At 52.2% G+C, this 26,834-nt stretch carries 22 protein-coding genes and 1 riboswitch; of the genes, 7 read left to right on the plus strand and 15 right to left on the minus strand.

The features are described from left to right. Positions 1-17 precede the first annotated feature (17 nt). The 3 genes from ABFD83_12360 (at position 18) to ABFD83_12370 (ending at position 2,133) form a co-directional block, all read left to right on the plus strand. Positions 18-1,058, plus strand: coding sequence for a Gfo/Idh/MocA family oxidoreductase (locus ABFD83_12360; GenBank protein MEN6357862.1), 1,041 nt, complete (start codon positions 18-20; stop codon positions 1,056-1,058). Positions 1,059-1,161: 103 nt separating this feature from the next. Then, positions 1,162-1,935, plus strand: a complete 774-nt coding sequence (locus ABFD83_12365; GenBank protein ID MEN6357863.1) for a methyltransferase domain-containing protein — start codon at positions 1,162-1,164, stop codon at positions 1,933-1,935. Positions 1,936-1,968: 33 nt separating this feature from the next. Beyond that, positions 1,969-2,133: a hypothetical protein gene (locus tag ABFD83_12370; protein ID MEN6357864.1), complete on the plus strand. Its 165-nt coding sequence runs from the start codon at positions 1,969-1,971 to the stop codon at positions 2,131-2,133. Between the two features lie 185 nt (positions 2,134-2,318). Here ABFD83_12370 and ABFD83_12375 read toward each other — a convergent pair whose 3' ends face one another. Continuing rightward, positions 2,319-3,044 carry a hypothetical protein gene (locus ABFD83_12375; GenBank protein ID MEN6357865.1) on the minus strand — a complete coding sequence of 242 codons (726 nt, stop codon included), beginning with the start codon at positions 3,042-3,044 and terminating at the stop codon, positions 2,319-2,321. Positions 3,045-3,527: 483 nt separating this feature from the next. Here ABFD83_12375 and ABFD83_12380 point away from each other — a divergent pair, with 483 nt between their 5' ends. Next, positions 3,528-4,256, plus strand: a complete 729-nt coding sequence (locus ABFD83_12380) for a hypothetical protein (GenBank protein ID MEN6357866.1) — start codon at positions 3,528-3,530, stop codon at positions 4,254-4,256. Between the two features lie 492 nt (positions 4,257-4,748). On the opposite strand, the gene ABFD83_12385 is transcribed toward ABFD83_12380, so the two are convergent. From ABFD83_12385 to ABFD83_12400, 4 genes are all read right to left on the minus strand, one after another. Then, complete coding sequence (locus ABFD83_12385) at positions 4,749-5,357, minus strand: C40 family peptidase (protein MEN6357867.1); 609 nt, start codon at positions 5,355-5,357, stop codon at positions 4,749-4,751. A gap of 227 nt (positions 5,358-5,584) precedes the next feature. Next, a complete protein-coding gene (locus tag ABFD83_12390) occupies positions 5,585-7,333 on the minus strand; it encodes a cytochrome b/b6 domain-containing protein (protein ID MEN6357868.1) in 1,749 nt (582 codons plus the stop codon). Between the two features lie 8 nt (positions 7,334-7,341). Further along, a complete protein-coding gene (locus ABFD83_12395) occupies positions 7,342-11,757 on the minus strand; it encodes a DEAD/DEAH box helicase (protein ID MEN6357869.1) in 4,416 nt (1,471 codons plus the stop codon). Positions 11,758-11,833: 76 nt separating this feature from the next. Then, positions 11,834-13,522, minus strand: coding sequence for a diphosphate--fructose-6-phosphate 1-phosphotransferase (locus ABFD83_12400; protein MEN6357870.1), 1,689 nt, complete (start codon positions 13,520-13,522; stop codon positions 11,834-11,836). Positions 13,523-13,849: 327 nt separating this feature from the next. On the opposite strand from ABFD83_12400, the gene ABFD83_12405 reads away from it, so the two are divergent. Then, positions 13,850-14,800 (plus strand): metallophosphoesterase, encoded by a 951-nt coding sequence (locus ABFD83_12405; GenBank protein MEN6357871.1) that lies wholly within the window; start codon positions 13,850-13,852, stop codon positions 14,798-14,800. A 138-nt stretch (positions 14,801-14,938) separates the two neighbouring features. On the opposite strand, the gene ABFD83_12410 is transcribed toward ABFD83_12405, so the two are convergent. The 5 genes from ABFD83_12410 to ABFD83_12430 all read right to left on the minus strand — a co-directional run bounded on the left by ABFD83_12410 (position 14,939) and on the right by ABFD83_12430 (position 20,464). After that, positions 14,939-17,017: an AAA family ATPase gene (locus ABFD83_12410; protein ID MEN6357872.1), complete on the minus strand. Its 2,079-nt coding sequence runs from the start codon at positions 17,015-17,017 to the stop codon at positions 14,939-14,941. Between the two features lie 2 nt (positions 17,018-17,019). Beyond that, positions 17,020-18,276 (minus strand): DNA repair exonuclease, encoded by a 1,257-nt coding sequence (locus tag ABFD83_12415; protein ID MEN6357873.1) that lies wholly within the window; start codon positions 18,274-18,276, stop codon positions 17,020-17,022. A gap of 154 nt (positions 18,277-18,430) precedes the next feature. Continuing rightward, positions 18,431-18,558, minus strand: a riboswitch (cyclic di-AMP (ydaO/yuaA leader). Between the two features lie 138 nt (positions 18,559-18,696). Next, positions 18,697-19,284: a Spy/CpxP family protein refolding chaperone gene (locus tag ABFD83_12420; GenBank protein MEN6357874.1), complete on the minus strand. Its 588-nt coding sequence runs from the start codon at positions 19,282-19,284 to the stop codon at positions 18,697-18,699. Between the two features lie 57 nt (positions 19,285-19,341). Next, the gene (locus ABFD83_12425) at positions 19,342-19,974 is read right to left on the minus strand and encodes a uracil-DNA glycosylase (protein ID MEN6357875.1); all 633 of its coding nucleotides are present in this window, start codon (positions 19,972-19,974) and stop codon (positions 19,342-19,344) included. 1 nt (position 19,975) lies between these two features. Next, entirely contained in the window at positions 19,976-20,464 is a 489-nt protein-coding gene (locus ABFD83_12430; protein MEN6357876.1) for an HIT domain-containing protein, read from the minus strand. Between the two features lie 157 nt (positions 20,465-20,621). Between ABFD83_12430 and ABFD83_12435 the strand changes: the two genes are divergently transcribed. Continuing rightward, positions 20,622-21,422 (plus strand): class I SAM-dependent methyltransferase, encoded by an 801-nt coding sequence (locus tag ABFD83_12435; GenBank protein ID MEN6357877.1) that lies wholly within the window; start codon positions 20,622-20,624, stop codon positions 21,420-21,422. Further along, positions 21,409-21,981: a GNAT family N-acetyltransferase gene (locus tag ABFD83_12440; protein MEN6357878.1), complete on the plus strand. Its 573-nt coding sequence runs from the start codon at positions 21,409-21,411 to the stop codon at positions 21,979-21,981. Before ABFD83_12435 ends, ABFD83_12440 begins: the two co-directional genes overlap by 14 nt. Positions 21,982-21,988: 7 nt before the next feature. Here ABFD83_12440 and ABFD83_12445 read toward each other — a convergent pair whose 3' ends face one another. The 5 genes from ABFD83_12445 to ABFD83_12465 all read right to left on the minus strand — a co-directional run bounded on the left by ABFD83_12445 (position 21,989) and on the right by ABFD83_12465 (position 26,567). Continuing rightward, positions 21,989-22,567 carry an XTP/dITP diphosphatase gene (locus ABFD83_12445; protein MEN6357879.1) on the minus strand — a complete coding sequence of 193 codons (579 nt, stop codon included), beginning with the start codon at positions 22,565-22,567 and terminating at the stop codon, positions 21,989-21,991. Beyond that, positions 22,564-23,289, minus strand: coding sequence for a ribonuclease PH (rph, locus tag ABFD83_12450; GenBank protein MEN6357880.1), 726 nt, complete (start codon positions 23,287-23,289; stop codon positions 22,564-22,566). The genes ABFD83_12445 and rph overlap by 4 nt, the downstream gene beginning before the upstream one ends. Before the next feature lie 199 nt (positions 23,290-23,488). After that, the gene (gene murI / locus ABFD83_12455; protein ID MEN6357881.1) at positions 23,489-24,319 is read right to left on the minus strand and encodes a glutamate racemase; all 831 of its coding nucleotides are present in this window, start codon (positions 24,317-24,319) and stop codon (positions 23,489-23,491) included. A gap of 2 nt (positions 24,320-24,321) precedes the next feature. Continuing rightward, a complete protein-coding gene (locus ABFD83_12460; GenBank protein MEN6357882.1) occupies positions 24,322-24,933 on the minus strand; it encodes a GerMN domain-containing protein in 612 nt (203 codons plus the stop codon). A gap of 2 nt (positions 24,934-24,935) precedes the next feature. Continuing rightward, positions 24,936-26,567 (minus strand): N-acetylmuramoyl-L-alanine amidase, encoded by a 1,632-nt coding sequence (locus ABFD83_12465; GenBank protein MEN6357883.1) that lies wholly within the window; start codon positions 26,565-26,567, stop codon positions 24,936-24,938. Positions 26,568-26,834: the final 267 nt, after the last annotated feature.

Consider the following 26,834-nt stretch of genomic DNA (forward strand, 5'->3'; position numbering starts at 1 on the left):
ATAAGAGGGGTTCAGCATTGAGAACGATCAATATTGGCATCATAGGATGTGGCGGCATAGCCACAAAGGCGCATATGCCGGCTCTGCAAAACGTGCCGGATGTAAAGATTATGGCGGTCTGCGACGTTAATGAGGAATGCACCAAAAGCGCCGCAGAAAAATTCGATATACCTCATACATTCACCGACTACAAGAAAATGCTGGAAATGGACGAAATAGAAGCCGTCCATGTATGCACTCCCAACTTTTTGCACACGCAGCCCACAATAGATGCTCTCAACGCAGGCAAACATGTAATTGTCGAAAAGCCGATTGCAAGAAACGCTGTCGAAGGCGCGCTGATGCTGGATGCAGCGAAAAAGAGCGGCAAAAAGTTTATGGTTGCGCACTGCGTACGCTTTGGCGCGGATATTCAGGCGCTCAAGCGTTTTATTGACGCAGGAGACTTGGGTGATATCTACTTCGGCAGAGTGTGGGCCCTGAGGCGCAGAGGTGTGCCGAGCTGGGGAGTTTTCACCGACAAAGAAAAGCAGGGCGGCGGCCCTCTGATCGATATAGGCGTGCATATGCTCGACCTTACGCTCTACCTTATGGGGCATCCAAAGCCTATATCGGCCTCAGGCCAGTGCTTCACGAAGATAGGAGATACCCCGGGCCATGTGGGAGCATACGGGAAGTGGAACTGGGAGAACTATACCGTTGAGGACTACGCTGCAGGATTTGTGAGGCTGGATAACGGCGCATCGCTGATCATAGAGTCCAGCTTTGCCGCGAATATCTCCGAGGATATAATGCGGTCTTCGATATTGGGCACAAAGGGCGGCGCGGAGACCAACCCGGTCCGTATTTTCGGCGAGCAGAGAGAAATGGTGTTTGATATGACGCCTAAGTTCATTCCTACTGTAAATACGTATGAGGAAGAATGTAAGGGCTTTTACAGCAGCATAAGGAACGACACCGAGCCGCCCGTGACCGGTGAGCAGGCTCTAAACGTCATGAAGATCCTTGACGCGCTGTATAAATCGAGCGATGAAGGCAAAGAGGTTTTGATAGACTAGCTTTGGAGCCGGCAAATTTGTAGATCAAGGCAGAGCAGTTGTATAATTGCTCTGCTTTTTTTGTTCTGGTGGTTCGACTGGCATCGATAAAGGAGGTATACGTATGGACATGTGGAAATTCTTTGACATCACGCATCGGGAGCACGTTATCTGCAATCCGATGAGTCTTGAAAAACTTGAACAGCTTATCACACTTCTGCCTCTGAAACCTGGGGCACGCGTGCTTGATATTGCCACTGGAAAGGGCGAGTTTCTCATCAGGCTTGCAGAACGGTACCGACAGATGACAGGTACAGGAGTTGACTTCTCTCCCCACTGCATTGCTGATGTCCACATGAAGCATCAAGAACGTGTTCCGGAGGCCCAGCTCCATTTCTTGGAGATGGACGGGGCCAAGTATGTCCCGGAGGTCTTAGAGAGCTGTGATCTGGTAGCCTGCATCGGTGCGAGTTGGATTTATGGCGGGTATCGTTGGACGTTGAACGCGCTGCAGAAGATGGCAGCCCCAGAAAGTTGGATCGTTGTGGGAGAACCGTACTGGCGGCATGAACCGGAAAGAGAGTATTTAGAAGCCATCGGAGTGAAACGGAACGACTTCGGAACACATTTTCAGAATGCAGAGGTCGGGCGAGAGCAAGGATTGGAGGCTGTCTACACACTCGTAAGCAGCCAGGATGACTGGGATAGATATGAAGGGTTACAGTGGTATGCTGCGGAAACCTGGGCGAGTGATCATCGTGATGATCCAGATGTGGAGACCGTGCTGAAGCGAGTGCGTGAGAGCAAGACAGCATATCTGAGGTGGGGAAGAGAAACGCTGGGTTGGGCGATTTATGTGTTCAAGAAAGGGGGGCGTAGCACATTTCCAGTTAGCTAACGCACATTATTGGACATGCCCATGACGAGCCGGATGAGAAAAGAGGCATCACCGCCTCCGAACAAACCGTTCCACCGGATCGGCGGGAAAAGGCGCCCGCTTCCCGGTGAACTTCAAGTTGTCAGGCAGAGGGATGAAATCCAGGTCAACACCGCTTCCGGCCTGCCGGAAGCGGCATGCTCTTTGATAACTCGTTAAATGATAAGCGCTTTCGGATTGACATCCGAGTGGAGAACGGTTATGAAGAGGGTTGCAAACGGGGAGCCAACAAGTTTGAAGATTTGAAATTTGATATTGAGTATTGTAAGCAGAGCAGTTCGTGAGGCCGCTCTGCTTTTTATGATATGATGAACAAGCTTTTTGAAACGTCGGAAGCGGCGGCTTTACACATAATTGTGCCACAAGTAGATACCGTTTTCACTGTGAGGCAGGTTCATTTGAAATTCGAAGTTTTTGCCATCGAATGCACTGACTACATTCTCCAGGTACAAAAGTAATGCATCTTTATTAAGAGATTCTGCCGTTATATGTTCCGGGTCTATGATCAGTAGAGGCTTCTCATCCCAACTACCAATATCTTTGACAGATGCATTTGGAATCTTTGCTGCAAAAGCATCGCCTGATAGCAAGCGATCGATCAGACGTTTCACGCTTTGCACATCTGATTCCGTGTAAGAGTCTTCGGTAAGTGCATCAGGCTCATAGAAGACATATTGCGCTTGCTTGGATTTGCTCGCAAGGTCACGATCAACGATTATCAGCTTGCCGTTATATTCATCTGTCGCTTTCCGAAGTGTTTCAAGAAAATGCTCACGACAAAACCTCTTGTCTTTTGAATTCACGGTCAGAATCAGATTTGTTAGCTGCCCACAGATGGAACATGGCTTCGGACGACGAGAGCCAGAAAATTGACTCCGCGTCGAGAGTTCTGTAAGACGCGCGACCAATATGATAAGAAGCCAAGCAGCCATTACTACAGATGCAATAAGCATTACTTGCCCGGCACTGGTTCCCGCAGGATTTTTGTGTGTGACATTATCAAAACTGAGCAACGCATTTCCAAAGATAAGGTAGCCCAATAGACCCACAATTGGAGTGGCAATCGTCACACTCAGGCAACTCACCGACTTCGAACCGGACCGACCGGCCAGGCGCTCTATCAAATAAGCCATGCCGGCAATTATAAACGGACTGATCCAGGCGTAAGCCTGTGCGTATCTGCCGCTGTACGCGTTCTGTGCAGACTTGGCAACGAGAATGATGAACAATATATACCAGTATGCTGCGCTATGACGCCACCTTCTGTACCACTCGGGCATATCCCAAAATGATTGTGTTTTCTTCTCTTTCATATAGAAACAATATTAGTCGTTTCAGTTTCTAGTTCCTGCCTTGTTCGGAAAATGGCATGGTCAGCTTCGAAACTCATGGCAGTTATGTCGCCAGAGCCAGAAAAAATTCTAACATCGTCCAGCCAGGGGAGCCAGTTTTCATTCTCATTGGTACGATTATACTTTTTGTCCGACAGCCAATGCAAAAATATCCAGGCAAATTCACCTGGATGTGGAACGAGAAGCATGAGGTGAGCAGACATGAAAATAGGCAACACCCCACATTTCTATATGAACACTCAGAACGTTTCTGTGAACAGACAGAGCAGCAATATTCAGCTAAAACTGAAAGCCTGCTCTGACGATTGCAGCGCAAGCAACCTGACGGATGATGAAGACACGTTCGTCATGTCCGACGGAGCGATGGTGCATATAGCGGACAATATCGCAGGCTCGGAGGGAGTGGGAGACGGCAGCGGATATGACAATATGGCCGATTTCCTGCGCTCGAACCTCGAAAACACGCTCGGCTGCTCGGTCGGTTCGATCAGCGTGGATGACCTTGAAGTGGCGGCGTACAAAAGCTCGGTCAACACCAAGCTTGCGGATGTGCGCGAATATGCTCAAGGGAACAGCGTCGGCTACACGGTCAATAAGTCTGAAGCCGAGGTGAGTACGCGACATATCGAGGTCACCGGTTCTGTCGTCACCCAAGACGGCAAGGAGATGGAGTTCAGCCTTACCCTCGATCTTGAAAGCGAGGTCGGTTCGAGCAGCCAGACCAGATACTACGCGTACGGCAGCGCAGCAAAAAACCTGCCTACAGCTATGTTCGACGGCGTGTCGCGCGAGCTTCACAGCACGGATTTCAAATTCGACGCATACCCCGACGGCAAAAACGCCGTTAAAGGAAAAGGCACATTCTGCTTGAAGAAAGAATCTGATTCAAAGGCAGGCGGCAACTTCAGGCGTGTCAATGTATTAGTCTAGCCTGTAGGGTTCGCAGAGCAAGAAAAAAAGATAATATATGTAGTAGTCCATGGGCAGCAGGTAGTGTATATTCGCACCTGTTGCCTGTTTTGTTATTTTAGGACACCCCAGTCCTGATACAGCCGCATATCCAGCTCCAACAAAATATTCACTACCCGTGAACAACATTTAACCAAAATACCATGGTCCGTTAACCACATTTTGGCCGAGTTGTCGTCTTATAATTATAGGAGGATATCTTTACCGATGATCAATTCTTTGTATGCTTCGCGGACGTATGTCCCGAAGATTGTGCAAGCGCTTCGGAGCATATGCTCTCGAAGCATCTTAGCTAGGAAAATGAATTGCAGATATAAAAAACAGCCAAAACGAACTGCCTCAAGCTCAATATTTCAGATTTCACGCTCGGTTCGTTTTGACAAAATTGCAAAAATCCCTCCGGGCAAGATACCGGAGGGATGAAGGATTTGATATGGCACCTCAAGTCGGCATTTAAGTCAGGCCGTATGTTCTAGCGCCGACATAATACCTTTTGTAATACTTCTCCTTGAGGCTGTCGATCTTGACCCCGGACATCGGGTTTGAGGCGTGGATAAATACGCATGAAGTCAGAACAAGCCCGACATGACTGACATAGCCCTTCTTAATATCAAAGAAGACCAGGTCGCCGGTCTCCCAGTCACCCGCTTTAACCGGTTTGCCCGCCTTATACTGCTGCCGGGCAGTTCTGGGAAGTGTGACTCCCATTTGTTTGTATACATAGCGTGTGAACCCTGAGCAGTCGAATGCGCTGGGTGTGGTTCCTCCCCATCTGTATGGTGTGCCTAGATATTGCAGGGCGGTCTTTTTAAGTTCCACTTTGCAGTCTGCCGGCTGAGGGGCGTCGGTTTCTTGTGCAAATACAGTCTGATCTGCGCCGGAATCAAGGGCGAGTGTAATCTCTGTAGGTGGTTCATCTTTATCTGTGGATTCCTGTTTGGCAGCCGACTGTTTATCAGTGGCGGGCATTGAGTGCTTTTTTGCGGCTGGTGATGAGGTTGCAGCAAATGCTAGGATCTGGACCACGAGTGCTGCAATGGTCCATGTCTTGACGTTACGCATATTGAGAAGCGTCCTCCCTGGTTTTCAACGCTTCCCACCGCGCCTTTTTGAACCATTTAGGTTCCATCGCCGCCCAAAGGAGTGCGGTTAGGCGCCTCTTCCTCTTTTACTAGTGCTCATTAAAGATGAGTCTGTTGCCGTTACATGAGCAATACTAACACGCGTCCAATATCAAGTAAAGCAAGCGGCCGGAGGAAAAATGCAAAAAAGTTGAAATAATACAACGCTTAGTCGCTATAATCTTCCCATCCGTCTTTTACGTCGATCCTTGCCTTCTCTGTCTGATGCTCGCGCTCCATCTCGGTCTCTGAAAGCTTTCCCGTCAGCCAAGCCTGATTACCCGGGAAGTTATCCGGGTTGAGGTGCACGTTATAGAAATGCCAGACCAATATCGCAAGCATTGCCAGCAGGGCTTCGTCGCTGTGGGCGATAAGCGCGATTGACTGTGCTATGGCAGGCAGGCGGTTTCCAATCTGGACCGGAAACCACAGCACCAGCCCCGACAATATCATGACAGGCGCGCCCCACCAGACGGCAAAGTAATCGAACTTCTCTCTAAAGCTGAACCTGTCATATTCTGGCCGCTTTATCTTGGAAGACAGGCCGTATTTGACCGTGTCTACAAAGTCTGCAAAATCTTTTCCGGTCGGCCACATACTCCAGGATTTGAATGAAAAATCTTCTCTTCTCCATCGCAATAGCAGATGCAGGCAGTGCCATACCCAGACGAATATCAGTCCTATGGCTCCCACTCTGTGCGCAATGCGCGCGCCCTCGAAGCCGCCGAAGAGCGAGTTGAGGTGACTGGTCCAACCTACATCGGCGTATCTGAGTGGCATGCCGGTGAGCACGAGGACAGTAAAGCTCAGGGCAAGCAGTATGTGCTGGAGCCTCTGAGAGAGCGTGAAACGCTCATAATATCGCTGCGGTTTCTTTTCATGGGTATGCCTGATTTTGATGACATATGCTGTGAAAGCCGATGCCAGCAGCGCCGCCCACACTATCCAGGCCCACTCTGCCGCACGCGGATTGAATGACGCAATCAAGATGCCTGCGACAAGCGAATAAAAGCTCAGTGCGATGAGCGCGGCGGATACCTTTCCTGACCTTGGCGAGCAGTATTTGCAAAAGACTTTTTTCCGGAGGTCGAGAGTGATCATCACGACCAGGCAGAGCATCACTGCCGAGGTCAATATGCGGAAAAACAGCCTTTCCCCTTTCAATGCGGGCGACTGCCCGATCTCAATTTGAAGATGGTTCGCGCCCGATTCCGCGAAATTGAGCTTTGCGCCGGGGTGGCATTTGCCACATGTCCCGGCAACATTGGCTTTGCTGATAGGCGAGTCTTCGTCATTTGGCGAGAGCACATGGTGGCTGCCGTGACAATCAATACATGTGGCTGTCTTTTCTTTGCCGGAAAGCAATAGAGCTTTGCCGTGATAGCTGTGCTCATATGAGGATACGGCATCGGGTTTTACGCCGTAGCGCTTCATCCGCGCCCGGTCGCTGTGGCAGCCGGCGCACATCATTACCTGCCTGCTTCGAGTCTGCCTCTGCCCGAGCGAATGCGGATAGCCTTTGTGGCAGGATGTGCATGTCGGGTGGTCGCTATGGTGCTTGTCGTGTCTGCCATGGACGCTTGTTTTAACCTCGCTGGCAATGTCCGGGTGGCAGGAGTTGCAGGTTGCGTCAGACGGTTTTGTAATATGCTTTGCGTCAACTCTATGCCTCTTGGCGGGATGGCATGAAAGGCACTGGCTTGCCTGCGGATCGGGCTTCTGCAAACCGGCGTTAAAATGCAGCGTACGCGCGTTTGCATCGACATCGTGGCAGGGGCCGCATGTCCTTTTGATGCTGGCTTCAGCTATCTTTGAGGAGTTGATTATATCCCCGTTTGAGTTTTTTAGCTGCACCCCCTGCCCGATGGCCGGTGTAAGCGCTAAGAGGGTGAAGACAACTATTAGCCTGTATGTCACGTTTTACTTTACCCATTTCTGCCAAACAATCGAAAACATGTGCTTTCTTTTTCAAACCCGGCAGACTGCATCATATCTTCCACGAAGCTGCCGATGATTGAAGTATCTGCCAACTGCGATATCTCCACCTTGCGAAACGACCGCACAGGCCAGGGGCTGTCAACAAGGTGAGCAAGAGCGGATATTGCTTTAGCTGCAACTTCATCGCTGAGGCCGTCTTGAACTCTCAGAGTTTTGGACCCGAGTTCCAAACTTACAACGGGCAGGCCGTCTATAACTACCGCGTAGTTCGACACCAGTCTGGCTACCCTTCCAAAGCCGATGTCAAACGGACCCGAGGATGAAAACAGATACGCCGGGTCGCATGCGTTGATCAGCACTGCAGCCTTCTCAGTTGAACTCAATTGCCCTATTCTTGATCGGCCCATTAATGTGTCTACCGCTTCAGGCAGGCCGAACTGCGCCCCGCCCAGGCCCTCTATAAAATATCCCCGCTCTATCTCGCCCGCCAGTTCCATTCTCTGGTATATCTGATACAGGTCGCCCCAGGGCACATCCACCTCACCCGGACGATGGACAATGTCCTTCGCCACCACGCCATACCTTTCGAGCAGCACGCGCGCGTATATCTCCAGTGACTCGCGTTCATCCCGCCCGGTTCCGGCAAGTGATGAGAATGCAGACCACCTGCCCGGGCTAGAAGCAGGCTGGCCGGCAAAAGTCTTCGCAATCCGCGCACGGCTTCGATAGTACTGCCGCCTGTCGGCTGGATATGAAAAGCTTGCAGCTTGTTTGGGCGCTGTTACAACCGGTGGCTTGCCGGAGCGCAGAATCTTAAAACTGTCGTGAGTGACCTCACCAGTCCATATCATCTCCCAGAGCGCCCTGCCGACGACACGCGAGTCCATCCCCGTTTCAGCGACAATATCTATGACAAATGATGCTCCCCTATCTTTAAGGCAGTTAAGAACAATCTCTTTATCATGCGACGTTTCTGTATTCGGAGCACCTGCCTGTATCAACGGGTATAGAGCGGGCAGACCCTCCCTCGCCAGAAAGGCTATGTTTCCTGCCTTTTCCGGATCGGCTGACTGGCCCGTCCAGACGAATTCCGCAGCCATGCACAAATCATCTATCTGGTCAACGCTGAAGTCTCTGACCCTCCGGGCGAATATGTCCGGTTCCCATACGCTGTAAGGCAGGGACACTCCTTCGAGCTGTCGCAGCGCCGTGCGCGTGCCGTCCCGGCCTGAAAGCCGGTGATCCGGGTGCAAATGCTGCCAGCGCAGAAGGAATTCTGAGTATGCCTGCGCTGAGGCCGGCTTCGATTCCATCCTCCCGATCGCCAGAGTGCGGCGATACACGGACTCGATATGGCCGGAGCCGACATACCTCACCTTTCGTGAATGCGGAGCCGGTCGGATCTCGACAAGCTCACCGGATGCCGCCATAGCCTTCACTTTTTTGTTTACAACATCGGCGGGCAGGCCATAGTCATCGGCTATATCGCCCGGCACGATCACCCCTCTGTTTGATATGTGTCTCTCCAGGATATCGTCGAGGGCTTTATTGTCACCCGATATCGCGCGAAGGTAGTCTTCCAAATGATCACTAGCGACAAGTCTATCGGGTAGTCTGCCGTCCTTAAATGTGACACGGACCAGCCTGCCTTCTTCTATAAGCCCATCTACAATCTCAGGCTCTGCTGACCTTTCGGCGGCGTCCTGCTCGGGTATATCGCCCAGACGCCTGACCAGTTCATACAGTTCTTCGGCTGTGCGCGCTCGATATCGCTCACCAATGCCCTGGAGCATATTGTCCAGGTCGGCCAACGCCTGCTCGTTAAGATCGCGGCCTAGTTTGCCGTCCACCAGTTCGTCTATCAGCGCGCGTTCGACAGGAGCGTGCCTGCGCCTGTGCGCGCCCTTTGGCTGGTCCCACTCATACTGATAGATCATCTGGAAGTTGAGGAGCATGGATGAGGCAAAGGGTGAAGGTGTCTGCCTCTCGACAGTGCTCACCTCGATCTCGCCGGACCGGACCTGCGATAGTATCTCGCGCAGTTCGTCCATCTCCAAGTAATCGCGCATGCATTCCCGGAAAGTCTCGATTATTATGGGAAAGCCGTCGAACTGCTTGGCTATAAAGAGCAGGTCTTTAGCCTTCATTCGCTGGAGCCAGAGAGGGGTCCGCTTTCCGTGCCCGGCTCCCGGCAGCAGCAGCGCACGCGCGGCGTTCTGCCTGAACCTTAATCCAAAGAGCGCCGTATTGGGCAGTTCCTCCATTATAAGATCATAAGCAAGCTCGGGTGTGAGCATTTTGACAATGCCGAATGGGACAGGGGAGTCGGAATCGGGCAGGCGTAAGAGCATACCGTTGTCCCCGGAAATTGTCTCGGGGTCAATGCCCAGTTCGCGCTTGATAAGAGCCGAGAGTGCAATCCGCAGGGCATTGTGGACCTTACCGCCGAACACACTGAGCAGCGCCAACCGGCTACAGCCTATCTCGTCCGAAAAACTCTCCAGCACTATGCGTTTGTCCGTAGGCAGACCCGACTCAGCCTGCGCATGCACAAAGCTCACCAGGTTGTCCGCCGCCTGCGCATCGACAGGCAGGTTCTGCCGCACCCAGTTGGAGGCGTTGTCTTCCTGCTCGGCTATATTGCGCAGCATCTCGCCCAGCATCCTGCCTGTCCTGACGGACCTGGGCACACTCTCGCCCCGCCAGAATGGCGTCTGCGCCTGATAGGCCGAGCCGTGCGTCACTATTACCCTGTCAGTCTCGATCTTAGCGATCCGCCAACTGTTTGTCCCCAGAGAGAATGTGTCCCCGACCCGCCTTTCGTAGACGAACTCCTCGTCCAGCTCGCCGATCTTTAGATGGGGTTCTGACAGGTATACGCCGTATTGGCCTGTGTCCGGTATTGCGCCGCCGTTTGCAATCACCAGCCGCTGCGCTCCCGGCAGGGGCGATATTTTGCCCGTTACTCTGTCGAAAGAGACCCTCGGGCGCAGGTCCTTGAACGCTTTGGACGGATACCTGCCGGAGACAAGCTGGAGCGTGATATTAAAGACTTCCTCTGAGAGCTGATTGAACGAATAGGTGCGCCTGAGGGTTGCATATACATCATCCCAGGTGGCACTCTCCAGAGCGGCCATCGCGACTATCTGCTGGGCAAGCACATCCAGGCAGTTCTTGGGAACGCTTATCGGTTCCACATCGCCTTCGAGCATGCCCTTTGCCACACTCACCGCTTCGGCCAGGTCCGGATTTGTCTTGGGGATAATTCTTCCCTTGCTGACGGCTGTGTGCACATGCCCCGCACGGCCTACGCGCTGCAGGCCTCTCGAGACCTCCTTTGGAGACTCCACCTGGCAGACCAGTTCCACAGCGCCCATGTCTATCCCTAGCTCGAGTGTGCCGGTGGCGACGACGCCTTTTAAGGTGCCGTCTTTGAGCGCGGTCTCGGTCATACGCCGCATCGGGGCTGAAACGCTGCCGTGATGAGGCCGGACTATCTCCTCCCCGGCCAGATCGTTGATCCCCAGTGTGAGCTGCTCGACGATGCGCCGCGTGTTGGCAAAGATGATAGTGGACTTGTGGGATTGGACCAGGTCCAGGAGCCGCCTGTATATAGACGGCCAGACCGATCCGTCCTCCGGGTGACGCAGGTCTTCGCAGGTGCAGACAACTTTTAAATCCACCTGCCTGCGCACACCCGTATCGACTATCTCCACCGGTCTTGCCTGACCCGAACCGTCAAACCCACCCAGAAAAGCGGCGACCTCGGAGAGTGGCTTTTGAGTAGCCGACAGGCCCACACGCACCGGCGGATTATGGCATATATTCTCCAGGCGCTCCATCAGCACGGACAGGAATACTCCGCGCTTATTCGGGCTCAGCGCGTGGATTTCGTCGATTATTACATATCGCACGCTCTCCAGCACTTTTCGCGCGGCCGATGTGAGTATAATATGCAGCGACTCCGGGGTCGTGATCAGAATATGGGGCGGTTTAGTGAGCATCCGGCGGCGCTCGTTGGCAGGGGTATCGCCGGTGCGCACTGCTGTCTTGATCTCCGGCAGCGAATAACCCATCTGGTGAGCTGTCTCGACGATTTCAGTCAAGGGCTGGGAGAGGTTTCGTTCGATATCATAATTCAGAGCCTTCAATGGTGAGATATACAAAATCTCGATGCCCTGCTCGCTAGACTTGCCCGGTTCGAGGTCGCAGAGCACACGGTTTATCCCTGCAAGGAAAGCGGCCAGTGTCTTACCTGAGCCGGTGGGAGCCAGAATAAGCGTGTTCTTGCCCTGGCTTATCAGCGGCCACCCGAGACTCTGGGGCTGGGTCGGCTCGCCAAATTTGTCGATAAACCACTTGGTTATGCATGGATGAAAATCATCTGGAAAGTGTCTGGACATATGACGATATTATACTCCAGATGACTATAATCCCTCCAGGTAGGATACCCGGAGGGATTGTATACAACTCCAGCGATTATTTACCGCAGCAGCAACAGCACTTTTCCTTACCTTTGCCTTTTTCCAGGGCGAGGGTGCAGGTAGGCGCGTCGCAGACTTCAGACGGACCGAAATACTGGATCGGGCCGGGGAAGACATAGCAGTCATTGAGAGCCCAGTTTTCACGGTTGGCCGAGAAATGCTTGAACGGCTCGCCGTCAAGCTCGACCAGAGCCTTCTTAATGACCGGGGTGGGCTTACCTTTACGGATCTCCATGTTGAGCATCATCGTGACCGGTGTTCCGCCCGCGACCCACTCATCTGACGACTTGGTAAGGTTCTGCACGTTCACGGTGTAACCGGTGAGTTCAGCACGAACCAACTGCGCGGCGGCATAACCGAGTGAATAGCAGTAGTCTGCGTCAAAGTTGGACGGATATGCGCAGCGGCCTTCGTAACCGAAGAAGTGCCCCAGCGGGCTGAACTTTGCCTCGGTCTCGCCTTTGGACTTCAATAATCTGATCTTATCTGCGACCAGGTCTATGAGCAGCCGCTCTGTCTCGACCTGCGAAAGAGGCACATTGCCGTGGCTGTCGCGCTTAAGCAGGACTTCCTGGGCGTCCAGGGGCAGCGAGCTGTAGACACGCGCGCTGTGGTCGGAAAGCTGGCCGCTCAGATACTGCACGCGGTCCTCATGATCGCCAAGCTCGCGGATGTATTTCTCTTCCCTGCCGAGGATATTGGAAAGTTCATCGATCATGGTCTTGATATCAGAAATAAACTCAGGCAGGCCTTCAGGAACGACCAGAATACCATAATTCTTGCCCGCGGCTGCGCGCTTAACCACTACGTCGGCTATATAGTCCACGATCTCGCCGAGAGTGGTGCCCTTTGCCTGAATCTCTTCTGAGACGAGACAGATATTGGGATGAGTCTGCAGAGCGCACTCCAGGGCTACGTGGCTGGCAGCGCGGCCCATGAGCCTGACGAAGTGCCAGTATTTTACAGCGGATGTTGCGTCGCGGCAGATGTTGCCGATCAACTCTGAATAGGTCTTGGTGGCGGTGTCGAAACCGAATGACGCTTCGATCTGGTCATTTTTCATGTCACCATCGATTGTCTTGGGCACACCTATCACTCTGGTCTTGGAATCCTGAGAATCGAGATACTCGGCAAGCACGGCTGCATTGGTGTTGGAGTCATCGCCGCCGATTATCACTAGGCCGTCCAAGTCCATCTCCTTGAAATTTTCCAGACATGCGGCCAGGTCTTCGGGTTTTTCGATCTTGTCGCGCCCGCTCATGATCATATCGAAACCGCCGGTGTTGCGATAGTTATCGATAATCTCAGCGGTCAGCTCCATATATTTGCCCTTGATGCAGCCTCCCGGGCCTTTCAGAAAACCATATATCCTGGTGTCTTTGTTGGCAGCCTTGAGCGCGTCAAAAATTCCGGCTATGACGTTGTGGCCGCCGGGGGCCTGTCCACCGGAAAGGACCACGCCTACATTCATTGGAGAGATGTTGAGGTTGCCGTCGCCCTCGACTATTTTGGCGACAGGTTGGCCATAGGTATGCGGAAACAGCTTCTTGATGTCCGACTTATCGGTGGCCGGTTCGGTCGGCGCTCCAAGCTCGACCTTTATATTTCCTGCGCGAAGCGCCTTGGGCAGCTTCGGCTGATATGTGGCTCGCGCCTTTTGCAATGCGGATTTCTCGGCACTCATGTTACTAATTCTTCCTCTTGATGGATTAGGCTCGTACATAACAGACCCTCCGCGTGCGGAGGGCTCTTCAAGCCACTATATTATAGTAAGTCTAGTGAGTTTTGACAAAGACTAAAATCAGTTCTAAGCCATATTGACATGCAGCCGACTGCATGCTACACTCCACACATTATTTTTCGTGTTGGCAGTTAATAATTGGTATGATAATCGTACAGATCGTATCATGGGCACAATTGTTGTGGTAGGGCATGCGCAAAATCAAAGGTATTGCGCAGTCGACGAGAGAGGCGACCGTCGATAAATCATCTAAGAAGGAGAGTGTGAGAGATGAAATCAGCAAGATGTACTAGAATTTTTTTGTCAATTGTAATTTTGTCTGTTCTGACTATTGGGGCTCAGGCCACCGACCTGACAATGTTCTGCGGATCCGATGTTCACTGCACCGGTACAACGATCCCAAACAGAGCCAAAGCTGTTGTTCAGAGAATGAACTCTCTGCCCGGCTCGGCGTACCCGGCGGCAATCGGCGGCACAGTTGGCACCCCGAGCGGAGTTCTCATTTGCGGCGATTGCTGTGACGGTGGAACTTGGGGTACCACTCCCGCTACTGATACTCCACAGTGGTATTCGAACCGCAACTACCAGGACCAGTGGAACACCTTCAACTATCACTTCTCAAAAGCCGGCGTCACTGGTGATAATAATCGCTTGAAGTATCCCACGTATGTCACCGGCGGCAATCACGACTGGTGGAGATTTGCAGGTTATACATCGGGTACTTCCACATACGTAGCCCAGAAGCTCAAAGATCGCTACACACCCAACTGCAATATCACCGAGGGGAATGTGTCCTACGCATTCAATAAAGATGGAGTTCACTTCATCTCGCTCGGGCGCTATCCAGACCAGTATGTACGCAGTTGGCTGGCACTGGACCTTGCAAACGTAACTACCAGCACCCCTATAGTAATGTTTCTGCACTATTATCTCAATGACGATGAGGAATGGTGGAGTTATGAGGTGCGTGACTTGCTCGCAGACATAATAGATGGCTACAATGTCATCGCCATATTCAATGGTCATACGCATAGCACGCAGCACTACACATGGAATGGATATGATTGCTATGATGACGGCTCGATTACTGAGTATGGCAATTTCCTGGTAATGCATATTACCGACACCACACTCAGCGTCGGCCACTATTATGCAAACTGCGATTCAAGCGGCAATTTCACCACCGGCGGTTGGACTTGGACACACGTTAAGTCGCTCTAGCATTGATCGAATAAACCGATGCGCTTTTCGCCTCAAGCCGTATCTATCAGAGCCGGCTCAAAAAGCCGGCTCTGATTTATGTTTCATTAAAACGGACTGAGCTTTCACTACTCAGCATGCTGGGATACCGCACCGTTATTATGCCCTCGCAATGTCGCCATCTCTAATCTCAAATCTCGGAGCGGAGGCGTCCAGCTCGGAAAACATATCTGCAGTCTCGGGATGGCAGGTAAAGAAGAGGACCTGGTTAGAGACTGCAAGCTCAGCTATAGCTTGCGCAGCGGCACGGGAGCGGGCCGGATCGAAGTTGACCAGGATATCGTCCATTATCACAGGCAGAGGCTCGGCTGCAAGGCCATACTCAAGGATCAGACCGAAGCGCAGAGCCAGATAGAGCTGCTCGCGAGTGCCGCGGGAGAGTTTCGAGACGTCCCTGCGGATGCCCTCGGAAGTCTCAAGCTCAACTTCATCCCGGCCCAGGGGCGAGAAGACCCGTGAATATGCGCCGGATGTGAATCGATTTAGAAAACCTGACGCGGACTGTATTACTCGGGGCTGTTTTTCGCGCTCATACTGCTGACGGGTCTGCTCCAGGAGCGATTTGCAGATAGCCTTCACGGCCCAATCGGATGCGTGTTTATCCAACTGCGCTTTAAGTGCCCTCTCTTGCAGGAGGGCTGCTGAAAGCTCCTCGCTTTTTTCGATCTCGGCTTTGCGCTGGATGAGCCGCCCGCGCCTCTCGATCAGATCTGAAAGATTGACTTGAAGCCGGTCAAGCTCATCGCGTTTGCTCATGTATTTGGACTGGATCGAATCAAAATCTGTCGATTCAAGCTCGGGCTTAAGATGCATCGCATGTTCCCGGCCAGCAATCAGCTCGATATCGGCTTCCAGGCGGGCAATATCTGCCCTGATCTGCTCGCGTCTGGAATACACTTCGCTGCGGTTTCGGAAATCCTCCTCATCGGCTGATCCGCCTGCTCGAAGCAGGGTTTCATGATCTCTTCGAGCCTGGTCAAGCTCATTTTCGAGGTCCGCAATCTCGCTCGATATCCTGGCGATTGCACTCTCATGCGACTGCTTGAGATGATCATAGACTTGGGCGCGATGCGACTTCTCTGACGCATCGAGGTTCGACTGCACCCAGAACCCTGCTGAAACCGCAGTAATACCCAGCAGCCCGAAGGCCGCCGCCGCCAGAGCGTTATCTCTGAACGCTACCGAAAGAGCGACCAGACACATTCCTATTATTATCGCGATAGGTTTTACAGGGGCCCGCCTTATAGGCTGCATGGACACATCTGTTGGGCAGTTATGTTTTTGAGTTTCAAGCTCGGATCGTTTAAGACTGAACCTGTGTGAGAGGTCGGCTGTTTTCTCTACAGACCGCTCCAGGCGTCCGATTCCGTCGGCTGGAAAGGAATCGATATCGGGCAGGCAGTCGAACTCTGCCTTGGCTCTATATAGAGACTCCCAGATCGGCCAGGCCTTTTTCATCTGGTCAAGATGGGTTATCTCTCTTTCCAGGCAAGTCTTTTGCTGCTGAGCCTTCTGTATATCACTGTCGATACTTGATAGCTGAGCGCAGAGAGTATCATAATCCGAGCTTAGTGTGCTCAACTCTTTGATCTTTGAACTGCAAGAGCCGATCTCGCCCAGCAGAGCATTTATCTTGGGTTTGCCGGCTCTCGGGGAAAACAGAGCAGACATCTCCGAGTCGATCCGCTTCTCTACATCGACTGCCGATATATCTCCCGCACCGGCGCCATAGCTGTAGATTCGCGAACGGACGTCTTGAGAATCCAGCTTTTGGAGTTCGTCCAGACTGAAAGCAAAAACGTTGCGATGAAGGTCTTTTTTTACTCCCGGCAGAAGTTGGGATATAGTCTCCTCGCCGCCTTTGGCGCCGTCGGGCATCGTAACTTCGAGCACTCCCTGCGCTCTGCCGGGTCCGCGTTTGATGATGTAGTCCAGACCGCTGCGGTCCAGCCGGAGCTTGATTATGCCGCCGTGCTCCACATCCGCAATGGGCTTATACTGGTTCTCCCTGCTCTGAGCTGTCTCAAAGCCGAAAAAGACCGTTCTGATGAAGGCAAGCAGCGTGCTTTTGCCCGCCTCGTTGTCCCCGACGAATATATTGAGGCCGCCCGAGAGGCCGTCGACGCGCACTTTGGAGAGCATGCCGAAACCCGATATGAAGAACTCAGAGATCTTCATTGTCAGGTCTCCTCCGTCAAAGCGTCCAGACCGTAGAGAGCCGCCGCATCCAACCATTCCAGAAGCCGGTCATCACTGGGCCGGCTCAAATATGCGTGAGCCCGACCATGCTCAAAGAGAGGCTGCAGCGCGCTCCTGAGACCTGCAAGGCGATCCGGGTTCTGGCGCGCTTCCTGCGCCAGCCGAAGGAAGTCGCCTACAAAGTCTTCGGATAGACGCCTCTCGTCTATATTGATATCCGGCCGGGTCTCATCTATTATCGACTCGACCCAGACAAAATCCCCATGCAGTGATTCGCTTTGCCTGAGGTCGTCTGTGATATCCTCTAGTATAGCCTTGCGCGCCAGTGTGCGGTGAAGAGGTGTCCTGCCAATCAGGTGAAAGCGAACCAGCGCCGGACGGCCTGACCGCCGTCTGATATCCTCCAGCCTCTCGCCAAGAGAGTCGATAAGCTCCTGCTCCTGCGTGACCCCTGTGGCGGATATCTCTTCATCAAACCAGCGAATCGCGTCGGTCTCTGTAAACTCCAAACTTGCGCTGCCCGCATCATCGACACTAACGATATAGCAGCCCTTTGGACCGGTCTCTTTGGGGTTCAGACCCTGTGAGCTGCCGGGATACACTACAAGGGGAGCGCTGTCGCGCAGGATGGCCCTCTTGTGAATGTGGCCAAGTGCCCAGTAGTCGAAGCCGGAATCTGCAAGGTCGGCTAGTGTGCACGGCGCATATGGATCATAGCTTGCTGCCTGGCCGCAATTGCAGTGCAGCAGAGCCACGGCGAATGGAGAATCTTTGTCATGCGAAAGACGCAGGGCAAGGTTTTCAGTAATACCGGATTTTGAGTGGCTGATACCGTGGACTGTTGCGATCAGGCTGCCATTGCGGATAACCGGTCTGACTTCAAGCTCAGACGATGAGAAGAAGTGGACACTTGCAGGCCAGTCGAGACTTGCGCTCCAGCCGTTGGATGGGTCATGATTGCCGCATACTATATATGAGCTGATGCCCGCCTCGGACAATTTTTCGAGAGCAGAGCGAAACCTCAGCTGTGCGCGCAGGCTTTTGTCGCTGCAATTATACACATCCCCGGCTATTACCAGAAAATCGACACTGCGTGCCAGGCAGAGCTTGACGATGTTATCGAGCGAGGCAAAAGTGGCATTTTGCAGGACTGACGAAAGCTCCGGAGAGATGTATCCCAGACCATCGAACGGACAGTCCAGATGCAGATCGGCCGCATGCACGAATGTGAACGACATCTCCTCAGTGCTCCGATTAATCACTTCGAGTTATAATGCGAGAAATCGCCGATAAAGCATTGAAAAGCAGATTCCTCACATTAGTTCGGAATGACGGAATAGGTGACAATTAAAAAGCTGCGATAGACAGATCTACCGCAGCGTGTGGTTGAAAGATACCTTCCTGCCTCGCCTGCGGAGTAAGCTGTCGGGCTAGGGTAGGAAGCTCCCCCTCCGTTTCCGGACTCGCCCCCTCATCGGTCGGGTCCTCCGCTTTCATAAGAAATTAGGCGTTTTGTTATGTATTCGATTTTGTATTAAGTTGTACAGTCGTGTGGAATTGGGAAGGTGCAAAGCACCTCGGCACTATAATAGTGCTGCTTGCAAGATTTGTCAATAGTCATCGGTAAAAATTTACAACATTTTTGCAAGCAGCCTGTATTACTGCGGGTTTGCCGGAGCAGCAGGCGATGTAATGGGCTGTGCGCCGGATTGTTCAAGCTTTGGCTTTAATATCTGTATGTGCGAAATTGCCGCAAATTGCGCCAGCACTGTATTGAGCTTAGACTTTTGATCATCATTGAGCAAGGCGCGAAGCCCCTCAAGCGTCTTTATCTTTTGAGTCACAATCGACGATTCCGCTTTCATTGCTTCCACTGCTGCAGATGTAAGCTCCGACTCGGATGCGTTATTGTCGAGCAGCACCTTTGTGTATTTGTCAACGGCCTTTTGCTGTTCCTGAATTGCCGGATTGAGCGTTTTTTCGGACTCTGAAAACAACTCGGTAACCTTTGCCTTCTGCTCATCCGTGAGATTTAGACGGGCGGAAAGCATAGGCACTGCATTGGAGTTTATCACATGCAGTGAAGACATCAGGCAGGGAGCAGGCAGGACCATTTCCTGAGCGCTCGATGTGGACGATGGCCCCTGCATTGTTGGAGCGGGGGGAGGCGTCTCCTGCGCGCAGAGCATAGGCGCAGCCATTACGATCAGACAACACGACAGCACAAACAATAGCAAATTTCTCATATTGAGCCTCCGGTTTATATTCAGTTGAGTTACGAAAAAACACTTCGGGATGTTCCATTAGAAAAGAGTGAGCTTCGGCTCTTTCTTTGCTTCGATTACTTTTTTGCGCGCCGATTCGATATCCGAAATAAGCAGAGACTTGCCGCCGTCATAACTCTGGCCTGCCTGCCTCAAGATATAGGCCGGGTGCAGAGCCGCGATTGCATAGTGGGCATATTTGGTAGGATAGAAAATGCCGCGCTCTTTGGTCATCTTGAAATCCTTTTTGATGACGAACTTAGCCGAGGGCGCTCCCAGGCAGAGGATCACAAGCGGTTTGATTACACGTATCTGATTTTCCAGCCAGTGCGTGCAGGCGTCGATTTCATCAGTCGCAGGAGGGCGGTTGCGCGTCCTGCCGTTTTCGGTAATACATGCGCGGCACTTGAGCACGTTGCAGATAAATACATGCTGTCTGCCTATGCGGCAGGCGGCAAGCGCTTCATCCAGCAGCGCACCTGCCCTACCAACAAATGGTCTGCCTGTGGCGTCTTCATTCATGCCGGGGCCTTCGCCGATTATCATAAGCGGGGACTCTGGGTTGCCTTCGCCGAAAACTACATTTCTTCGAGTTTGAGCGAGCGCGCACTCGCTGCAGTCGAGGCACTGCGCCTTAAGCTGCTCAATTTGCTGGGTAACTGACTCTTCCATTTTAGCCTGCCAATCGGTCGAATTCGATTTTCAGTTTTTTGTAGGTGGCTTCGAGGGATTCGGGAATAACCTTCACATCCGCAAAGACCGGCATGAAGTTGGTATCCCCATTCCACCTGGGGACTATGTGCAGATGCAGATGGTCCGCAATGCCTGCCCCGGCTGCCGTGCCGAGGTTTATGCCGATATTATAAGCGTCGGGCCTGCATACCGCGCTCAGCGCCTTGCACGACATCTGCGTGAGCTGCATAATTTCGAGGCTCTCTTCGTCGGTAAGCTCCGTCAGATCAGCGATGTGGCGGTAGGGCGGGATAAGCAGATGCCCATTGGAATATGGGAAGGCGTTCATAATCACAAACGCGTGCTTGCCGCGATAGAGTATGCGGTTTTTCTCGTCATTATCCTCTTTTGGAAAGACGCAGAAGATGCATCCCTCAGTCTTGTTTCCCACGATGTATTCAAGGCGCCAGGGCGCCCAAAGCTGCTGCATATAATTCCTCTCACTACATAAGTCAGTGATAATCTACACGAATCTCGTCTGTTAGTCAACCGTTTTACGGTATAAGCTGAAGAAGCATGCCAGTTGACAGAGGAGACAGCGCAAAGTAAGATACAGCTTATCTCAACATAAAATCCGGAGTCGAGCAGTGCAAGAATCTCAAAGCAAGGTTAACGAAATCGCATGGTCATACAGAGCATATGAGCACTGGCTGCGATACAGCGGTCAGCCGGACCAGGCTGCTGCTCAGATGAAAGATGATCCGACGTCATTTCTCAAGCATGAATTGCCGTATCTGGGCGATGTCACAGGAAAACGCGTTATTAATTTGATGGGGTCGAATGGCCGCAAAGCAGTGCCTCTTTCGCTGTTGGGAGCAGATGTCACTGTTGTAGATATATCGCCTGAGGGAGCGCGTTATGCTCAGGAGCTTGCAGAGGCTGCCGGTGTTCTCATCAACTACTTAATATCCGATGTAATGGCGCTGCCCCTTCACGAGTTTGCGAGCAGCTTCGATATAGTCTATATGGAAGGTGGCATCTTTCACTATGTGGCCGATCTTTCGGTATTTGCACAGATCGTTAATGAAATCTTATTGCCTGGCGGGCGTTTGGTGGCAAGTGACTTCCACCCGATAAGAAAATGCATTTCAGTCAGTGATGGCGAGATATCTCTGGTGGGAAACTACTTCGATGAACAATATCACGAAAGCGATGTCGCGTTCCAGCAATTCTTCCCAGGGCAGGAACAGGGCGGCTTTCCAAAGTGCCTGCTCCGCTACTGGACTATGGGTGAAATTGTAACCGCATTTGCACACGCCGGACTGATTATAGAAGAGTTAGTCGAACTGCCGGACTCACAGCTTGCCGGTATTCCTGGAAAGTTTGTATTGACGGCTGGCAAACCTAAAGACCTGCCAAATGAGAAAGATAACAATGAAAGAAGCTGACTTTTATAAAAACCTGCCGCGATTGGAGACAGAGCGTTTAGTCATCAGAAAATACACTCTGGAAGACATAGATGATTATTACGGCTTTGCATCTGACCCGGAGGTCACCAAATTTCTGCGTTGGGGACCGCATCCGAACTGGAGCTACACCTCAGAATATATTCAGGGAGTGCTTGATAGCTATTCCGACGGTAAAGACACCCCATGGGGAATAGAGCACAAGGCTGAAAAGAAGATCATAGGAAGCATACATATCATGCAGCTTGATCTATATCACAAAAAGGCCCAGATCGGCTTTGTACTTGCAAGAACTTACTGGGGCAATGGATATATGGTGGAGGCTGTCAATACAGTTTTCGAGTATTGCTTTACCAAGCTGCAGCTTAATCGGATAGAAGGACTGTGCATCCCTGAAAATAACGCTGGCGTAAGGGTTATGCAAAAAACTGGTATGAAGCTTGAAGGGCTTCTCAGACAGTGCCAATATCAAAAATCAGAATTCAGAGACTTTCAGATATTTGCAATACTAAGATCAGATTATAAAGCTCTTTCGGCATAACGGCATTCTACTGCGCCAGCAATTTTTTAGCCTCGCCAAGCGCCCTGCCTCTGTGAGAGATCGCATTCTTCTCGTCAGAGCCAAGCTCGGCCATGTGTTTGCCAAGCTCAGTCACTATAAATACGGGATCATAGCCGAACCCGCCTGAGCCGCGTGGGGCATAAGCTATTGTCCCCTCCACTTTCCCTTCGCAGGTCTTCACATCACCATTAGGATCAGCAATCGCAACTGCACATCTGAAGCGCGCGGTGCGCTTGTCGCACGGCACATCTTTCATAAGGTCGAGGAGTTTGGAGATGCGCATGGCATCGGTCGGAGCAAACCGGCTTGAAAACACACCCGGAGCGCCATCGAGCGCGTCCACTTCCAGACCGGAATCGTCCGCCAAAGTAAGCTCGCCCGTATACTCGGCGTAAGCCCTAGCCTTGATGACGGCATTTTCGGCAAATGTAGAGCCTGTCTCTTCGACCTCGGGCGCATCAGGATAGTCCGAAAGCGAGACGACCTCATAGGGCATATCTGTCAAAATCTCGGCCATCTCCCTGGCTTTGCCGGGGTTCTTGGTTGCGATGACGAGCTTTCTCACAGGATATCGGCCATCGTCTCTTTGATGAGTTTTGTGAGTTCGCCGGTGCCCTTCGTCGCGAGGTCAAGAAGGTTGTTGAAGCGATTGCGGGTGAACGGCGCGCCCTCGGCAGTGGACTGAATCTCGATTATTCGACCTGATGCGGTCATAACTACGTTCATATCTACCGAGGCATTGGAGTCTTCTTTATAGTTGAGGTCAAGCAGTTCCTCATTCATAACGACCCCTACGCTGATAGCGGCCATAAGATCGGTGTAAGGCAATTTCTTGCAGATATTTTCTTTCTTCATGACCGCGCAGGCATCTAAAAATGCGATGAATGCGCCGGTAATGGACGCCGTCCGTGTGCCGCCGTCGGCCTGAATTACATCGCAGTCGAGCCAGACTGTCCTCTCACCGAACGCGGTCATATCGGCAACCGATCTTATAGACCGCCCGACAAGCCTCTGGATCTCTTGAGAACGGCCATTAATTTGGCCTTTGATAATATCGCGCTGGGTCCTGGTCTCGCACGAACGCGGAAGCATGCCGTACTCGGCAGTCACCCACCCCTGACCAGAGTTCTTGAGAAACGGAGGGACTTTCTCTTCGATTGAAGCTGTGCAGATGACTTTTGTGTCACCCATCTCTATGAGGCAGCTTCCCTCGGCATATTTGTTGAAGTTGCGGGTTATCTTAACCGGTCTGTGCTGGTCGGCAGAGCGGCCGTCTAGTCGAATCATGTTGCTTGTATCTCCCTGAATAGCCGAAAGCGGAGAGTGGAGAGCGAAGAGCCCGGAACTGCAACCGCCCGGCTGACTTTATTATTTTTTGATCGTCCGGGATTTAAATCCCGGACGCTGTTCTCGGGACTTAAGTCCCCAACACGTTTGATCCGAGAGTTAACTCTCGGACCATCTGCAATTTGTTTTATCGAGTCCCCTAAGGGTGAGTTTGTGCATTTGTTGCCGTGGTTTCAACCGCCGGGCTTATTGTTATTCTTTCAACCTTATCGATAGGCCTTCCGAGAAAAGCGCTGCCGATGGATGCAAGGCACGCCGTATCCCCGCTGGCACTGAATACATGCGCGGCTTCCAGTCTGCCGGCGGCAATTCCTCGCTCATCAAGAATCTTACCCAGAGCGCAAGTGGTCTCCATCGCCGGATCGACAATAGTGATATCCGGTCCAGCGGCAGATTCTATCGCGCGGCGCAGGAACGGGTAATGAGTGCAGCCCAAGATAATAGTCCGGCAGCCTTCGCTGATAAGAGGCGCTGTATAATCACGCGCAGCGGCCTCTGCTTCCTCGCTGTCAGCTCTGCCCGACTCCACCAGAGGCACAAACCTCGGGCACGCCTGCTGGACCACTTTACGCTTCGGATCCAGCTTATGAATAGACCTTTCATACGCGCCACTTTTTACTGTCCCGCTTGTAGCGAGCACGCCAATCGCCGCGCTCTGCGCTACTGCAACCGCCGCTTTCGCACCAGGCTCTATCACTCCAAGAATTGGGACATCCGGGAAGCGACTCTGCGCTGCCTCTAGGGCTACTGCGCTCGACATATTGCACGCCATTACTACCGCTTTTGCGCCTTTGTTGATCAAATAGGCAGTAATATCGACTGCAAACCCCCTGATTTCGTCAAGGGGTCTCTCGCCATATGGCACATGCGCGTTATCGGCAAAGTAGAATATCTGCTCCTTGGGATATGTCTGGATGATCTTTGCGGCGACAGACAGCCCGCCAAGACCAGAATCGAAAACACCTATCAACTCTATTTATCCGGTTTGAGCAAGGTGGAGTCGGCCTCTATGGGATCGGTAAGCTCGAAATGTCCGCCAAGCGATTCAACCGTATTTCCTTCCACTAGAATTTGCACTTTCCGCACTTTCCCGCCGCTGTTTACAACGAGAGTATGGGCGATGGAGTTAAGCACAAGCGACTCCTGGGTCGAGCCGCCTGAGAATTTATCCACGAACTCTTTACTCAGGTCAAGTGTGGCTATAGCCTTTGCGACTTTGACCGGAACCAGCAACTTAGTCCCCTTGGGAATAAGTTTACCTGCCTCACCCTTTTCACCGTTGGTGGCGAGAAGCACTTTTGCAGCTACGCTCAGTATATCACCTTTGATCTCCGTGGTTCTAGTCACGGGAACAAGATAGAACCTGTTTTTCTCGCTGATCGGCAGGTAGATGACTACTTTACGCTCGGGGATCTCTGCAATTGTGGTATGGTTTTCCACCACGGGTTTGCTTTCAGGTTTCTTTACTCCCTTACCCATGCCATTGGAAAAGTAATATGTGGCTGCCGCTGCTGCTCCAAAAACGACAAGCGCCAGAATTATTGTCCAGCCAAAACTGAATGATCTCGATTTTCGCTTTGCCATTGCTATTGCCTCACTTCAATAGGAGTGCCTTCGATATAAGACCTAAGTCCTGCAACAATCCCGGATGCCAGTTTCTTTCTGTAGTTTGCATCAAGCAGCTTGTTTCGGTCGGAAGAGTGGTTGAGATAGCCGCATTCCAGAAGTATTCCCGGCAGGCCGGTGTTCTCAAGCCGCCTCAGGACAGCCAGCCCGGATTCGTAGAGCGTCTTATCGCTGCGGGGCCGCCTGTCACACATGCCGGTCGCGGAACACACACCCGCATGCACCGCATATGCCAGCGCCATAGGGCTTGGCTCGGATTTATGATAGTAGGTCTCGATTCCACTGGCAGAATTGGAGACGCCATTGGAATTGCAGTGAATGCTGATGAAAAAGTCCGCATCGTTCTTGATTGCAACCTCGGACCGCGCAGCCAGACCCATAGCCACATCGCCAGTTCGGGTCAGAATAACTTTCGCACCCTGAGAGCGCAGAACATCCGCCAGTTCATCAGCGATCTTGACATTAACATCCTTTTCCATAATATTGCCGCAGCATGCGCCCTTCTGGTTTCCGCCATGCCCCGGGTCAACCACAATCACTTTGTCCGCAAGCTTTCCGCCGGACTTATCCGGCGGGCGGACAGAGAACACCATCTGCGACTCATCTGCCTGCAGAGAACAAACCATGACGCGCTTGAGCTGCAGTTCCAGTTGGGGTTTGTTGGGGTTTGACTTGTCAATCTTTACGCTCTTAAGAAGCGGGCTGGAACCAGCGCACTGCGAATCTTCCACAATGCCGCCCGGCAGGATGACGCCGATTTCGGGCGGGCAGACATCATAGCTTACCGAGGCGGAGCCTTTTTTGTCTGTGGAGATAACCAGATCAAAACCGTTATCGTGAACCGGATCGACCCGGATGCCGGTGATTGAAAACGTTTTCTTTTTTTCGGTTTTCGGCTGCTGTGAAATCTGTGCTTTGGGTTTGGGAAGACTTTCGGAGACCTTGACTGCAATCTGGGCAGTCACCGGGTCGCTTATTACTTTATACGGAACGTTCTTCTCCATATCCAGCACTACCCGCGCGCAGCCGTCCTGACTGCCCAGCCGCGCCCGCAGTATTTTTCCCGTGCCGATGTAGACCTCTCTCGCTTCGGAATCGAGCTTGGCATACGGGATATCGATTACCAGCTTGTTGGCGCTTGTCCAGGGCTTTACCGTATAAACAACCGGGAAGCTGCAGTTAATTTTGAGGGTTTCGTCGACAAACTCGACCGACTGCATATGAGCCGTGAGACTGAGTGTCTTTGCATCACCGTCCCAACCTGACTCACCGCCGATAATGGCGAGAAGTTTGTCCATCGGGAGCATTTTTGCTTTGTTTACGTCCACAGTCTCGATCTCACCCACCTCTCCACGGGCGGAGATGACTGCGATCTTCTTGTTCTCCGTTGACGCCATGTAGCTTGCGCCAAGCGCATCCAGGATGCCCAGGGGAGCCAGTACACGCTTGCCATCCCACACCGATGACGGCGCAAGAACAGCCTCCCTGCCTCCTGCAAGCACACGAACCGGGACCAGCTCCGCGCAGGCGCCGGGGATTGTGGCGCACACCAGGACAAGGAGCATTAACGAAGCCATTATCATTCGCTTCATAAGCATCTTCCTTGAACCAACGAGGTATTGTCGTGCCGAAAAGACTTTTAGACGTGAGCGGTATCCGTATCTTCCTCGGCAGTAAAGATTATGACTGTAATTCTACCGGTATCCGTGTGATAATGCAAATTTTGTAAGAGCGAGGCAATTGCGATAGACGAATATTGCGTTCATTTTAGGCGCAGAATCGCTGCAAATAACTGATATCTCGCTTGTAGCAGTATGCCTCTACTGTAAACAGTCCTCAAAAAACCGATTCTCAGCTTT

It is taken from the genome of Armatimonadota bacterium, assembly GCA_039679645.1.
Classification (GTDB): Bacteria; Armatimonadota; UBA5829; order UBA5829; family UBA5829; genus UBA5829.

Coding starts and splice junctions, on each gene's coding strand:
- ABFD83_12365 (MEN6357863.1), top strand. CDS start 1,162: ATGGACATGTGGAAATTCTTTGACATCACGCATCGGGAGCACGTTATC.
- ABFD83_12370 (MEN6357864.1), top strand. CDS start 1,969: ATGAGAAAAGAGGCATCACCGCCTCCGAACAAACCGTTCCACCGGATC.
- ABFD83_12380 (MEN6357866.1), top strand. CDS start 3,528: ATGAAAATAGGCAACACCCCACATTTCTATATGAACACTCAGAACGTT.
- ABFD83_12385 (MEN6357867.1), bottom strand. CDS start 5,357: ATGCGTAACGTCAAGACATGGACCATTGCAGCACTCGTGGTCCAGATC.
- ABFD83_12395 (MEN6357869.1), bottom strand. CDS start 11,757: ATGTCCAGACACTTTCCAGATGATTTTCATCCATGCATAACCAAGTGG.
- ABFD83_12400 (MEN6357870.1), bottom strand. CDS start 13,522: ATGAGTGCCGAGAAATCCGCATTGCAAAAGGCGCGAGCCACATATCAG.
- ABFD83_12405 (MEN6357871.1), top strand. CDS start 13,850: ATGAAATCAGCAAGATGTACTAGAATTTTTTTGTCAATTGTAATTTTG.
- ABFD83_12410 (MEN6357872.1), bottom strand. CDS start 17,017: ATGAAGATCTCTGAGTTCTTCATATCGGGTTTCGGCATGCTCTCCAAA.
- ABFD83_12415 (MEN6357873.1), bottom strand. CDS start 18,276: ATGTCGTTCACATTCGTGCATGCGGCCGATCTGCATCTGGACTGTCCG.
- ABFD83_12420 (MEN6357874.1), bottom strand. CDS start 19,284: ATGAGAAATTTGCTATTGTTTGTGCTGTCGTGTTGTCTGATCGTAATG.
- ABFD83_12425 (MEN6357875.1), bottom strand. CDS start 19,974: ATGGAAGAGTCAGTTACCCAGCAAATTGAGCAGCTTAAGGCGCAGTGC.
- ABFD83_12430 (MEN6357876.1), bottom strand. CDS start 20,464: ATGCAGCAGCTTTGGGCGCCCTGGCGCCTTGAATACATCGTGGGAAAC.
- ABFD83_12440 (MEN6357878.1), top strand. CDS start 21,409: ATGAAAGAAGCTGACTTTTATAAAAACCTGCCGCGATTGGAGACAGAG.
- rph (MEN6357880.1), bottom strand. CDS start 23,289: ATGATTCGACTAGACGGCCGCTCTGCCGACCAGCACAGACCGGTTAAG.
- ABFD83_12460 (MEN6357882.1), bottom strand. CDS start 24,933: ATGGCAAAGCGAAAATCGAGATCATTCAGTTTTGGCTGGACAATAATT.
- ABFD83_12465 (MEN6357883.1), bottom strand. CDS start 26,567: ATGAAGCGAATGATAATGGCTTCGTTAATGCTCCTTGTCCTGGTGTGC.